This is a genomic window from Dyadobacter sp. CY327 (genome assembly GCF_021390415.1).
In the GTDB taxonomy this organism is placed as follows: Bacteria; Bacteroidota; Bacteroidia; order Cytophagales; family Spirosomataceae; genus Dyadobacter; species Dyadobacter chenhuakuii.
Map to the genome: position 1 here is coordinate 646376 of NZ_JAJUXJ010000001.1, position 14204 is coordinate 660579.

At 47.7% G+C, this 14204-nt stretch carries 8 protein-coding genes; 3 read left to right on the plus strand and 5 right to left on the minus strand.

Translation table 11 applies throughout. The features are described 5' to 3' along the window. Positions 1–4: 4 nt before the first annotated feature. Both LZG74_RS02745 and LZG74_RS02750 read right to left on the minus strand, forming a co-directional pair. Positions 5–1168, minus strand: a complete 1164-nt coding sequence (locus LZG74_RS02745) for an NRAMP family divalent metal transporter (protein ID WP_233795112.1) — start codon at positions 1166–1168, stop codon at positions 5–7. 14 nt (positions 1169–1182) lie between these two features. Further along, on the minus strand, positions 1183–4986 hold the full coding sequence (locus tag LZG74_RS02750) for a hydantoinase B/oxoprolinase family protein (protein ID WP_233796322.1): 3804 nt from the start codon (positions 4984–4986) through the stop codon (positions 1183–1185). A 436-nt stretch (positions 4987–5422) separates the two neighbouring features. Between LZG74_RS02750 and LZG74_RS02755 the strand changes: the two genes are divergently transcribed. Then, positions 5423–5740 (plus strand): nucleotidyltransferase domain-containing protein, encoded by a 318-nt coding sequence (locus tag LZG74_RS02755; RefSeq protein ID WP_233795113.1) that lies wholly within the window; start codon positions 5423–5425, stop codon positions 5738–5740. Positions 5741–5754: 14 nt separating this feature from the next. On the opposite strand, the gene LZG74_RS02760 is transcribed toward LZG74_RS02755, so the two are convergent. The 3 genes from LZG74_RS02760 to LZG74_RS02770 all read right to left on the minus strand — a co-directional run bounded on the left by LZG74_RS02760 (position 5755) and on the right by LZG74_RS02770 (position 11901). Continuing rightward, positions 5755–6633, minus strand: coding sequence for an AraC family transcriptional regulator (locus LZG74_RS02760; RefSeq protein ID WP_233795114.1), 879 nt, complete (start codon positions 6631–6633; stop codon positions 5755–5757). 126 nt (positions 6634–6759) lie between these two features. Further along, positions 6760–10524, minus strand: coding sequence for a PVC-type heme-binding CxxCH protein (locus tag LZG74_RS02765; protein WP_233795115.1), 3765 nt, complete (start codon positions 10522–10524; stop codon positions 6760–6762). Positions 10525–10773: 249 nt separating this feature from the next. Then, positions 10774–11901 (minus strand): Gfo/Idh/MocA family protein, encoded by a 1128-nt coding sequence (locus LZG74_RS02770; RefSeq protein WP_233795116.1) that lies wholly within the window; start codon positions 11899–11901, stop codon positions 10774–10776. A gap of 162 nt (positions 11902–12063) precedes the next feature. Here LZG74_RS02770 and LZG74_RS02775 point away from each other — a divergent pair, with 162 nt between their 5' ends. Together LZG74_RS02775 and LZG74_RS02780 are read left to right on the plus strand one after the other, a co-directional pair. Then, the gene (locus LZG74_RS02775; protein WP_233795117.1) at positions 12064–12615 is read left to right on the plus strand and encodes a GNAT family N-acetyltransferase; all 552 of its coding nucleotides are present in this window, start codon (positions 12064–12066) and stop codon (positions 12613–12615) included. Positions 12616–12677: 62 nt separating this feature from the next. Beyond that, complete coding sequence (locus tag LZG74_RS02780) at positions 12678–14123, plus strand: glycoside hydrolase family 125 protein (protein WP_233795118.1); 1446 nt, start codon at positions 12678–12680, stop codon at positions 14121–14123. The last annotated feature ends 81 nt before the right edge of the window (positions 14124–14204 follow it).

Consider the following 14204-nt stretch of genomic DNA (forward strand, 5'->3'; position numbering starts at 1 on the left):
TAGGTTAATAAATCCCGATTGCTAAGGCCGTCATGGCCGCAACCACCAACCAGCCCATAATCAGCAGTGCGCGCGAATGTTTATACGTCCCCATCAGGCGCGATTTTCCGCTTGCAATCAGCAGGATAGCCAGCGCAATAGGCAGCACAAAGCCATTCAGCGTGCCGACAAAAACAAGCACTTTCACCGGTTTGCCAATAATTGTAAATACGGCAGTGGACATGGCGATGAAAATAATGGTCAGCGCGGCGTGGTGTTTTTCCAAAAATGGATGGAACGAACGGACAAAAGAAATGGAAGTGTAAGCAGCGCCAACCACAGAAGTGACGGCGGCGCTCCAAATCACGAGACCGAAAATCTGCCGTCCGGCTGATCCGGCGGCTTGTTCGAAGATGGAAGCGGTGGGATTGTCGGGATTAATGGTTGCGCCGGACATGACCACGCCCAAAGACGCCAGAAAGAGCAGATAACGAATCACAGTTGTGATCAGAATGCCCGTTGCGGCGCTTCGGTTCACCTCCGGCAGCGATGCTTCGCCGCTAATCCCGCTGTCAAGCAACCGGTGCGCACCTGCAAACGAAATGTATCCGCCGACCGTCCCGCCTACTAACGTTACAGTGGCCATCGCATTAAATTTTTCGGGCAAGATCGTGTGGTGCAGAGCCGCAACCAGCGGCGGATGCGACGTAAAAGCAACATATAAGATCAAAACGATCATTAATGTGCCGAGGACGCGGCTGAAAATATCCATCGCTTTTCCCGCTTCTTTAAACAGGAAAATCCCGATCGCCATGCCCGCACTCAGCACAGCGCCAGTTTTCACATTCAAACCTGTCATTGCTTCAAGACCTAAACCGGCACCGGCGACATTGCCAATGTTGAATGCAAATCCGCCAAGGACGATCAGAAACGCTAACAGGAAGCCTAATCCGGGAAATAATGCATTGGCCAATTCCTGCGCGCGCTTGCCCGAAACGGTGATGATTTGCCAGATATTGAACTGCGCGCAAAGGTCAATAATGACCGTGAGGAGAATGATGAAGCCGAAACTCGTGGCGAGCTGCTGTGTGAAAACGGTCGTTTGCGTCAGAAAACCCGGGCCGACTGCGGAAGTCGCCATCAGGAATGCTGCGCCTAAGAGCGCTTTGGAGGATTTTGAACTCGCCATTTTTACACTAATTTTTAACCGAATCCTCCGCCACCCGGCGTTTCAATTATTAAAATATCGCCCTTCTGCCCTTCCAAGCTGCATATTCCGGGTAATGATGTGGTTTCACCATTGCTGATCAATGTGTGCATGCCGCATTTCCCGTCCTCGCCGCCATTCAGTCCGTAAGGTGGGTATTTTCTGTGTTGTCCCAATAATGTGAGCTGCAATGGTTTGAGAAATTCGAATTTTCGCACGATGCCATTGCCTCCGTGGAATGTTCCTTTTCCACCGGAATTTTTGCGAATGCCAAATTCCAGCAAACGCACCGGATAATTGCGTTCGAGCTGCTCGGGGTCGGTAATGCGGGTGTTGGTCATGTGCTGGTGCACGGCAGAGCGACCGTGGAAGCCAGGCCCTGCGCCAGTTCCGCCTCCTATGGTCTCGTAATAGCCAAATTGCTCGTCGCCAAAAAGAAAATTATTCATCGTTCCCTGGCTACACGCCGCCAATCCGAACGCTTTAAGCAATGTATCTACCAAACGCTGGCTCACTTCCGTGTTCCCGCCGACCACGGCCGGACATTGGAAGGAATCATCGGAAAACTTGGGATGCAGGAAGCTGTTATCAGGCAAAATAATGTCCACATGCTTCATCAGGCCATCATTCAGCGGAATTTCTTTGTTTACCAAAAGCCTTAACACATATAAAATCGCGCTGTACAGGATCGAAATGTTTGCATTCAGGTTATTGGGATGCACATCAGAAGTGCCGGTAAAATCGAAAACCTGCTTTCTGGCGGTTATGGAGACTTTCACCTGAATGCGATGGCCGTCATCGAGAAATTCGGTTGCTTCGAAAGTTTTGCCTTGCAATGGAATTAATGCGGTTTGCAGCTGTGCCACGGCATTTTCTTTCAGTAGCCGCATGTATTTCCGGACGGTTTCGAGTCCGTGCAAGTCCACCAGCCGCAACATTTGCTCGCTGCCTTTCCTCAATGCAGACAATGAGGCCATAATGTCGGCTTCATTGGACAGGAAATGCCGCGTAGGATACGGGCGTTCCGTAAAAAGTGCGCGAATGGCTTCCCATTGAAATACATTGTTTTTGATCAGATATTGAGGCAAAATAACGACGCCTTCCTCAGCCAGACAAGTTGCATCCGGCGGCATCGAACCAGGGGTTTTCCCTCCGACTTCGGCATGATGTGCGCGGTTGATAACATAACCAATACAAGTTTTGTCTACCGTAAAAATGCCCGAAATCAATGTAATATCAGGCAAATGCGAGCCGCCATATTTCGGATGATTCGTAATAATCACATCCCCGGGACCGATCTCAATCGCATCTTTCACCAATCTTCCGCAAATGCCCATGCTGCCCAAATGCACCGGAATGTGCTGTGCATTCACCAGCAGCTCGCCATCCTGGTCCAGCAAAGCACACGAAAAATCGAGCCGTTCTTTCACATTCACCGAAAATGCAGTCCGTTGCAATTGCACGCCCATTTCGTCCGCAATAGATTTGAAACGATTCGTAAAAAGCTGCAAAGCAACTTCCTCGCTTTGCTTTTCGGCTGTGATGTTGGTTTCCGAAGTTTTGAAAGCGATCGCATCTTTGCTGTTCTGAATGATCAGTTTCCAGTTTTTGGGAATGTAGGCTGTGGAAGTGTTATTTAATAAAATCGCTGGGCCAATGAGTTGATCGCCCGCCGCAAGTTTGTCCCATTCGAAGAGGTAAGCAGCATGATAAGCACCAGGTTTTCCCGTTTCAAATGATTTTGTTTCAAATAAAGGCGTTACAGTTCTTATTGCATCCGCTGAATTTCCTTCCTTAATGATCGTTTCCAGCGCAATAGGAGCCGTTTTCTCCCGAATCATTAGTTTCAAACTTTCCAATTCAATGGTTAGGTTTGCTGGGAAATAGCCGAACTGAGCCGTGTAAAGTTTTTCAAAAGCATTTAATGTTTCAGCGCCTTTATAATTGACTTCAATCGTATTTTCCTGTCCTGCAAAACGGAAATAAACGTAGCAAAAGGCTGTTTCGAATGCATTAACGCCCTGATCTTGCAGTTTTTTGGCACCTTCACCCAAGAGATCATTTTTCCAATCTTCAATTTTGTCTTCCGATTCGCGCCAGGGAAGTAGGATTTGTTTTGAAACAATGGTGCTGATCAGCGCCTCGCCCATGCCCACCGCGCTGAAAAGTCCGGCGTCGTAAGGAATGATAACCGTTTGAATATCCAGCAATTCGGCCAGCTGACAACTGTGCAATCCGCCTGCGCCGCCAAAAGTGATCAGCGCAAAATCAGCAGGATTAATGCCTTTTTCAACCGAGATTTTACGGATCGCATCAGCCATTTTCTCATTCGCAATCCTTTCGAGGCCGGTTAAGAGCTCCGAAAACGAAAGCACATTGCCTGTTTGCGATTCAATGCTTTTTTGCAAATCATGAAGCGCCGCCAACGCTGCATCCGCCCGAACGGGAATGCCAAATTTCGAAGCATCCAGTTTGCCCAAAAGCAAATTCACATCGGTAACTGTCAGCGGACCGCCCGCGCCATAACACGCCGGCCCCGGTGAAGCCCCCGCACTTTCCGGCCCGACTTGCAGCGAAAATCCATCAAACCAGCAAACAGAACCGCCGCCAGCGGCGACCGTTTCGATCGCCAATGTCGGGTTATGAAATTCAATGCCGTCAATTTCGGTAATGTATTTTAGCTCCGGCCGCCCATCGATCAGCGCCGTATCCGTGCTCGTTCCGCCCATATCGAATGTGATCAATTTGAGGAATCCAAGGCGTTTTCCAGCATTGGCCGCCGCCACCATGCCGCCAGCCGGGCCGCTTAGCAAGCTGTCTTTGGCTCTGAATCCGCTCACTTGGGAAAGGCTGCCAGTGCTGGTCATGACTTTTAGGCTACCAGCGCCGAGTGGGTTGCCGCCCAGCGGATTGCCGCCCAACGAGTTTTTAATGTTAGTCAAATATTGATCTAAAACCGGATCGAGATAAGCATTTACCACGGCCGTTTGCGTGCGGCGGAGATAATGGGAGAATGGGAAAAGCTTGGAGGAAACGGAAATGTATTTGGCTCCATTTTCCAAGAATGCTTTTTCAGCCAGGAGCTCGTGCGCATTGTTTTGGTACGAATGCAGCAGCGAAATGGCAATGGAATCGGCGTTTGCAGCAGATGCTAATATTGTTAAATCTGCCGCGTTCAAATCTTGGATCACATTTCCCGAAGCGTCCAATCGCTCGTCAATTTCCAGAACTTCGGAATAAAGTAATCTCGGCTCGGGAATGTCGAGTTGAAATAAGGAAGGGCGTTGCTGGTTGCCAATGTAAAGCAGATCTTTAAAGCCTTTTGTGACCACTAAAAGCGTTTTCGCTCCTTTTCTTTCGAGTAATGCATTGGTTCCTCTCGTGGTGCCGAGGCGCATTTCGAGTGGAGGCAATGTTTCGGTCAGTTTGGTTTGGGTTAGTAATCGCGCCGCCAGAACAGGCGCTTCTTCGCCACTGAATATTTCAAAATCAGTATTTTGCGCAAATGGAAGTTCATTTTCAAGTGTGAATGTTTGATTGGAAGAATTAAAAGAAATGACTTTGCTAACCAACCCATTTTCCAACAAGCGCAATGTATAATCTTCCAGCAAACCCGCATCAAACGCCCAGGAAGCTGTATATTGAAAAGTGTTATCGGCCAACTTGCTAACGATCCGTCCCCGCACACAGCCAGAGCTTAGCACTTTCAACCTCGTTTTATTCCCTGCCAGATCCACAGCCAGACAATCCGTAAAAGTCCCGCCCGTATCCACCCAAATCTTCCAAAAAGAACCATCCATTTTTCCCAATCCAGCCAAACCAAAAAAGTAATGTAAAGCTCCAAAATAGGGGAGATTTGAAATAAAACCTATGGTTACCAGAAAAATGGCTTCGCTTTGATTTTTATGTAAGTTTGGAGGAGGAATACACGAGTGAATGGTTTGAGAAAATGAAGTAAGCAAGGGAAAATCCCAAAGGGATTTAATATCAGTAGCAAAGTCAACATGCGCGCAAAAATGCAAATCCCAGAGGGATGCAAGATTGGTAGAAAAAGAGGAAATCAACGTAAAACGCAAATCCCGGAGGGATGCAACGTCATGTACATTATTACATCCCTCCGGGATTTGATGCGATTGCGAACGGTTTTTGTTACCGATATTACATCCCTCCGGGATTGTTTTTGCACTGATTTCAAATTTGCTACCAATATTAAATCCCTCTTCAAACATTAAGATCATGGATCAAAGAGAGGCAATTATAATCGCGCAGCAATATGTTGACTTGATGAATCAGACTTACCCGTTGAAACAAGCTTTTCTTTTTGGATCATTTGCGAAGGGCAATAGTCATTTGGATAGCGACATTGATATTGCGTTGGGGCTGGACCGTTCAGCAGATATCATTGAGACGCAGACAGATATGATGAAACTCCGTAGAAACATTGATTTGCGCATCCAACCGCATCCATTTATTGTTCAGGATTTTCAAAGCTCCGATCCGGTCGCCCAGGAAATCATGAAACATGGGATAGAAATTGGGAAAGTGGCTGCCTAGCCCTTTTCACTATTTCACCCAACCCGCTCGCGAAAGTCCTTATGAAATTCCCTCGGGCTTTTCCCCATGATCTTCTTAAAAACCCGATTGAAATTCGTCACATTATCAAATCCAGTCTGGTAACTGACGTCTGAGAAACTGTCGAATTTGCCGGAAATGATGATTTTGCAGGCTTCGTTTACGCGGACTTCGTTTAGGAAGCTGATGAAGGTTTTGTCGGTGTGTTTTTTGAAATAACGGCAGAATGCCTGCGGGGTGAGGTTGGAGATTTCTGAAATTTCGGCCAGTGAAATGTGCCTTTTGTAATTGCTGACCAGATATTGGAAAATCTGGTCCATGCGGATTCCTTCGACTTCGGAAATGATCTGCTCGCTGTTGTTGGTTGCCAGCGGCTTGATGTCACGGATGGTGGAAAACAAATGCAGGAGCGAGATGAAGGATGCTACGCGCAGGCTGTCTTTGTTTTGTTTTAATTCAGCAATGGTTTTCTGGACGATTGGTAATGCTGATTCGGGAATTTGGTAACCATTGTGAAGGCCATCCACAAATTTCCGAATACTCACCATTTCAGGCAAACTTAAAATGTTTTGATGAAGCTGCGTTGGGTTGAAGAAAATGGAAACGGAATGGACTTGCTTTTTTTCTTCGGGATTGAAATAGGCTTCGTCGTTTTTGAAAATATGCGACTGATTGGCACCTATAATGTAAACTTCGCCCGACTCAAAACGCTGCATATAATTCCCGGCGATGAGAATCCCCGAACCTTCTACAACCCACTCAATCTGAACCTCCCGATGCCGGTGCAAATGATTGTAATAATGCGGCAACACGTCTTCCTGCACCACAATGGTGTGCTCCTTGGAAACGGGAATGGTAAATTGAACGACTTTCATTGAAGTAAGGTGCGGGCGCAGCCTGCAATGTAATGATAGGTGTTTTGTTTAAAACAAAGAATCCTGGGTGCGGGAAAAGTTGCACCCAGGATCGTATTTAAAGGCATTATGCCTCACATTCTTGAATTATTTACTCAAAACCGCCTGCTCTTTGATGACCTTCATGTTGCCTTTCATCAATCGCCAGTGACCTGGGAATGTGCAGACGTAGGGATAGTCGCCAACCACGTCAGGCACGACGAATTTCAGGCGGAAAGTTTGTCCCGGATTCACGAGCGGCGTTGCAGCCAGAACTTGCGGAATGTTCGGAACGTAGTTTTTCTCAGCGCCGTCTTTGGCAGTGATCATTTTGTCAGCAGCTGCACCGATTATTTCAGTCGATTTTGGTTTTCCAACGACCACATTATGCTGCATTGCATCCGGGTTTTCGAAAACCAGCTCAATTGTTTTCCCTGCAATGGCAGTGAATTCTGTTAAGCTAAATTTCATTTCCTCGCGGATTGCCTTGATCTGAACCACCTGCACATTCGGGTCAACTGCGACATCTTCCTTAATGCCGTAAGATTCCATTAATGTTGTGAAACGTGTGCTCAAATCATCCGGCAAGTCGCCTTTAATCGATGTCAGCAATGTTTTGCCTTCTTCGTTTGCCGTTTCCTTGCGTTTTGGATTCCATGCGCCTACGATTCCTTTCATGATGGCGTTGCGTCCCTGCGGATCAAGCGTTTGTGCTGTTTTGATCATTTTCAAAACATCGTCACCGCTTGCATAAGACGTGTAACCGCGTGTTGCACGCTCCAAAGCAAAGTCAGACAGCTTGTCCATGCGCTTCACTTCGAAGCTTTTGGTCATCGTGTTGTTTTTGTTCTCGTCTTTTTCAGGAACAACATTGTCCACGTCCACCGTCGCTGTGATGTTCACTTTACCCGATTCATCCGAAGTAAAGCCGAAACCTGATTTCCAGGGACCATTATTTCCCTCAGTCAGTTTCACAGTTTCACCCGGCGCTATGCCGCTGTTAAGTTGGCGACTGATGTAATTCGTATTCAATGAACGACTTCTGATGCCCACATTCACAACTGGAACAAGCTCTTTTGGAACAGCAACCGAACCTTGGTTTGTAATCTCAATCACCACACGCGCATATTCACGAACGTAAGGTGTTTTTGGCTCAATCGTAATGTTCGTAATCGCCAATTCGGCCGAGCCTTCCACAGTTGGTTTCGCAGCGGCGGTGTGCGCGCTGTGATCCATGTTGCTGTGATCCATCCCTTTATCTGCACTTGCTTTCTGCGTTGAAGCGGCAGTTGCAGACGATTTGCTTACGCGTTGTGCGAGATATTTCTCACGCAATTTGCCATTTTGAGCATTCAATACGGCTGCAAAAGCATCCGGCATCCAGCGATCTTCCGGCATAGCATAAGTGTCCATCAATCCCAAAACCGCGGTTTCAACTTCCGGCGTGTAAGGAATTTCAGAGAATGCAAGCAACGAATTTAAGACCACAAGCGGCGCTTTATCGTGCAATGCATCGGCTGTCAGCAATGTCTGCGCAGTGGCAGGATTGCGTGGCAACACCTGAACGGCTGTTTTGCGCACGTCAGCAGATGGATGTTTCAAAGCTTCGGTTACGGCAGCCAAAACCGCCGGATCTTCAATCGCTTTCAGACCGTGCAATGTCCATAATGCGTGGATAGCAGCCGTGTTAAGGCCAACTTCGTCAACGCTTTTGTCTTTAACCAGCTCAACCAATTTAGGCGCAACATCTTTGTTTCCGCGTTCCACCAAAAGGCGTTGCGCGTGACGGCGCCATAGCATATTGGTGTTTTTCAATGTCGCAACCAGCTCGTCCGGGCGGTCTTTGCTCAAAACGATCGGCGTATATTTTGGTGCATCTTTCCAGGCAATGCGATACAAACGACCGTGTGTAAAATCGCGCAAATCAGTCTCATAAGCATTTCCTTTTCCGTTTTCAGATCCTTTTGGCGTCGGGTTATGCTGGATGATGTAGCTATACCAGTCAGCCACCCAAACAGCGCCATCCGGGCCAACTTCTGCAAACACAGGTGCAACCCATTCGTCGGCACCTGCCAGCAAATTGAAGCCTAATGCATCCTCAAAATCAGTTCCTTTCGGCTTCATGATGTTTTGGTGCAAAATGTGCCCCGTAGGCTCAGAAACGAAGGCGACATTGTTCCAATATTTCTTTGGAAATGCTCTTGCCGTGTAAAAATTATGTCCGGCTGCGGCAGTAAATCCGCCAAAAACGTCCACTTGACGCACTTTCGGCGTGATCGGCTGCATGTCTTTATGCGTATCCGTGCTGCGGCTCCCGTTGTCTACTTTGCTTTGACCAAAATAACGGTTTGGAATGGCGCTATACCAGCCGTGCGAGTTGTTAGCCGTTGAGCCAAAAAGATCGCCCGCTTCGTTAAAACCAAGCCCCCATGTGTTATTAGAGGTTTTGGCCACAATTTCCATATCCGTTCCGTCCGGTTTGAAGCGGAAAAGTGCTTGTCCGAAGTTCAAAGAATCGGCGTTTCCGAATTTGCCTTTGAAGCCCGAATAACCAACCGATCCGTAAATCCAGTTGTCAAATCCATAATGCAGGTTGGAAGGTCCGGCATGCGTATCACCCGTTCCAAAGCCTGAGAACAGGATTTTTTTTACATCCGCTTTATCATCCCCATTGGTGTCTTGCAAAAACAGCATATGCGGCGCCTGCGAAACGATAATCCCGCCATTAGCAAAAACAAGTCCTGTTGGAATGCTCAGATCATCCGAGAATTTCGTGAATTTATCGGCCTTACCATCTTTATTCGTGTCTTCACAAATTAGAATGTAGTCGCTTCCACCTGTGTCTTTGCGCTCGTTTGGATAATCTTTTGTGATCAAAACAAACAATCTGCCGCGCTCATCCCAGGTCATTGCGATCGGGTGCATTACATCCGGCTCGTGTGCAAAAACGTCCAATGTAAAGTCAACCGGGATTTGAATGTGCTTTACAGATTCCTCGGGCGACAAAGGCAATTGCTGCATTTGCGGGCCAGGGCGCTGCTCGTAGTTTGGAAGTTTGGCTTCGCGGTATTCAAATGGTTTTGGGGCCAAAGCTGCCAATGATTTTCTTGCATCATCATTAACCGCCCAAAGAATTCCTTTTTCCAGCATATCCTGAAATCCTGGAACCGACCAGGTGCGTTCGTCGTGGCCATAAGCCGTGTAGAAAATGCGGCCTTTTCCATGCGTTCTAACCCATGTGTAAGGCTCTTTTTGCTGACCCGGTCTGTCTTTTTCCTGATCTTTTTGGATCAAACGTTCCGTCAGGACAATGTTATCAGGTTGTAGTTTTTCGTGCAAATAGGTTTCATCCACTGTTTTGAACTCCTTCACACCAGCGATTGCAGGGTGTGAAGGTTTTGTCCACACAGGCTGGATCGTGTCCCAAGTATGTCTCCAGAACTGGCCACCGATCAGCTTCACCACTTCCGGATTGTTGCGGAAACAATACGAAGCGCAGTGAATGGGGATAAAGCCTTTGCCACTCGCCACGTAATCCAGCAATGCTTTCGCTTGCTGCGGCGCGATGGAATCCCAGTTTGCATAAAGCATCAGGGCGTCGTATTTGTTAAGTGTCTCAGGATTAAGGTCGTTCAGGTTATCCGTGTAGGTAAAGTTGAAACCTTTCGGGCCTAATGCAGCCATGATCTGCGGCACGCGTTCAGCAGGCTTATGGTGTCCGTTGTCTCCCAAAAACAGGATTTCCAGACGCCGCGCCTTTCCGGCCTCGCTCTTGGCCGAGGAGCTCTTCACCGACGCGTTCTGCGATGAAGGCTGAGAGGCACAGCCCAGCAGGACAATACCAAGGATAAAGGATAACGCTTTGGTTTTCATTGAGTTCTATGTTCTCTTTTTTGTTTTATGCTTTGTTGTATGTTGCTGCTAGTAGCACGCCTTGTCAGCCTGAGCGGAGTCGAAGGCGCGTTACTGGCTTGGTAACCCGCTTGTCAACGGCATCGTGCACGTGCCTTCGACTCCGCTCAGGCTGACAGGGCTTACGCTCAGGCTGACAAGGTTGGCTCTGACTGATAGGCCGTTCCCTCAGGCAGCCATTGCTTTGTCACTTTGAGCGGAGTCGAAGAGTTATGCCAGCTCCTTAAAATCAGGCAGCTGAATCAACGCCCCGCCTTGTAATGCCGACTCATGCGCCAGGATCCCAACGCTCGTCCAGTTGGCCGATTGCCATGCATTTGGGAAAGGCTCGCGGTCTTCGATTAATGCGCTGATGAACTCGTGGGCCAAATGCGGGTGTGAGCCGCCGTGGCCGCCCCCTTGTACAAATGACAAATGCGCGTTTTCGTCCAGGTTGTAAACGCCTTTTCCGGTGAAATGACGGATTTCTTCTGGCAAATAATGTGCGTAATCCGGCGTAGCCACTTTTTCAGCGATTTCGTGTTCCGGTTTTTTAGCCGTGTGGATCACAGGATCTTCGCCTTCGATCAATGGCCATTCGAAAGATTTTTTGCTTCCGTAAACCTCAAAACTTTCTCTGTACTGACGCGCCACGTCAAATAACGAGCGATATACATAAGCTGATAAGTCGCTGTCCTTAAATTTAATATGCGCGGATTCAACGGCAAAAGGAGAATTGTGAATTTTGGCCAGATCTTCGCTGATCGTGCCTGAACCGAAGCAGGAAACATACTCCGCTTCAAGCTTCAAAAGTCCCGCAACCGGGCCTACGCAGTGCGTTGCGTAATGCATAGGAGGCAATCCAGGCCAGTAATCAGGCCAGCCTTCCATATCCTGCTGGTGACTTGCTTTCAGGAACTGCACTTTTCCCAATTCACCTTTTTCATATAGTTCTTTCACGAAAAGGAATTCCCGCGCATAAACCACGGTTTCCATCATCATGTATTTTTTGCCCGATTCTTTGGTCGCTTTCACGATCTCGATGCAATCCTCCACGCTCGTCGCCATCGGCACGGTGCAGGCCACGTGCTTGCCGGCGCGCAATGCCTTCAAAGTTTGCTCAGCGTGGTTCGGGATAGGGGAGTTAATGTGTACGGCATCTACATTCGGATCATTCAAAAGGTCGTCGTAACTTGTGTAGCGCACGTCGATGCCATATTGGTCACCAATTTCATTCAGTTTGGACTCTGTACGCTGGCAAATTGCGTACATATTTGCATTGGGATGTTGCTGGTAAATGGGGATAAATTCGGCTCCGAAGCCAAGACCAACGATTGCAACATTAATTTTTTGAGACATATTTATTTTGGTAGGTTAATGATCCGGTTTTAGGCAATACAATTTTAAAACAAAATAGTGCTAAAAACTTTACGTCTTTTGATTAGTACTGACTCGATTTTGACCTGCTTTTCGGCGCAGCGACAAATTCTTGCAAAATATAGATAGAAATTATTAAATTTTATGATCCGACCAGCCACGTCAGACGACGCTCCAAAGCTCGCTCCCCTCATTATTCTTGCCCTGGGCCACATTGCCTGCCTCTTCGCAAAATCCGATGATCCCAATGATGCAATTCCACTGATGGAAAGATTTATTGCAAATAAAGGCAATCAATATAGTTATGAAAATACATTGGTTTACGAAGATGAAAACGGCGTAATCGGCTCAATTGTTGGCTACAACGGCGCCTGTTTGCATGAACTTCGCGCGCCTGTTTTGAAAGCTCTGCGTGAATCTGATCCCGATTTTTCACCCGGCGATGAAACCGAAGCCGGCGAGTATTATGTCGATTGCGTGAATGTAAATCCGGCGCATCAAGGAAAGGGGATTGGTAAAAAGCTGCTGAACGCCTTCTGTGAGCTGGCCGCTGCAAAGCATTTCAATCGCGTTGGACTGATCGTGGATAAGGTGAATCCGGATGCCAGGAAGATCTATGAAAAAGTGGGTTTTCAGGTGGCTGGCGAAAAGGATTTTCTGGGGCACACGTATGATCATATGGTGCGGGAGGTGTAAAAGGAGATTTTTGCCTAAATTGCTTGTTTAAAATATTTTAATAAATCATTTTTCCTGAATCCATGTCTCAACCGAGCAGTTCTCATCGGAGAACATTTATAAAAGCCAGCGCGATGGCTGTGGCTGGAATGGCCGTTTCAAACTGGTCATTTGCCAAAAAAGCTGCTGATTTTCCAGTCGTTCGTACTCCTGCCGACAAGCGCAGCTTTACCAGTCCAGCCGTGGAAGCGACGATTACCCGCATGAAAAAGGTGATTAAAGACCCGGAACTGGCGTGGCTTTTCGAAAATTGCTTTCCTAACACCATTGATACAACCGTTCATTACAAACCCATCGACGGCAAGCCCGACACGTTCGTCATTACCGGCGACATTGACGCGATGTGGCTCCGTGACAGCACAGCGCAGGTTTGGCCGTATTTGCCCTTGCTCAAAGAAGACACAAAGTTGAAAGATATGGTCGCCGGCCTCATCAACCGCCAGACCAAATGCATCATCATTGACCCTTACGCCAACGCATTTTACGATCGCCCGAAGGAAAGCGAATGGACCAAGGACGTAACGGACATGAAACCTATGCTCCACGAACGCAAATGGGAGCTGGATTCGCTCTGCTACACCATTCGCCTCGCTTATAATTATTGGAAAATAACCGGCGACACCAAGCCATTCGACGCCGATTGGACGAAGGCCATGGGGTTAATCCTCAAAACCTGCAAAGAGCAGCAACGCAAAGACGGCCCCGGCCCATACAAATTCGGTCGCGTCACTTCGTGGTCTACGGATACGGTTCCCGGCAACGGTTATGGCAATCCCATCAAGCCAAATGGTCTGATAGCAAGCACATTCCGTCCTTCTGACGACGCAGCGATGTATCCATTCTTCGTTCCTTCCAATTTCTTCGCCGTCGTTTCCTTTCGGGAAGTTGCAGAAATGTTAGAGAAAGTAGGCGGCGAAGGTGCGAAAATGGCAGGTGATTTTAAAGCGCTGGCAACAGAAGTTGAAACTGCATTGAAAAAATACGCCGTCTATCCGCATCCGGAATTCGGCAAGATCTATGCATTTGAAGTGGATGGTTTCGGCAACTATTTGTTAATGGACGACGCAGGCATTCCCGGCTTGATCAGCATGCCCTACCTAGGCGCTATGTTCGTGAAAGATCCGATCTACATTAACACAAGAAAATTCGTCCTGAGCGATTCAAATCCCTATTTCTTCAAAGGAAAAGCGGGCGAAGGCCTAGGCAGCCCGCACACATTGGTAAACCAGATTTGGCCCATGGGCATCATCGCAAGAGCCATTACTTCAACCGACGAAAAAGAAATTGAAGCGCAGTTGAAATTGCTTAAAACCACGCATAATAATACTGGTTTTATGCATGAATCCTTTGATAAAGATGATCAAAGCAAGTTTACGAGAAAGTGGTTTGCTTGGGTGAATACTTTGTTTGGGGAGTTGATTTTGAAGTTGGAGAAGGAGCGGCCACATTTGCTGGCGAAGGTTTATTGAGCGACCAGCGGGTTGAAACCCGCTGTTAAAAATGGTCCGAACCTCTGGCTCTTGTGAAGTAAGCGAACCATCGACGAGAAA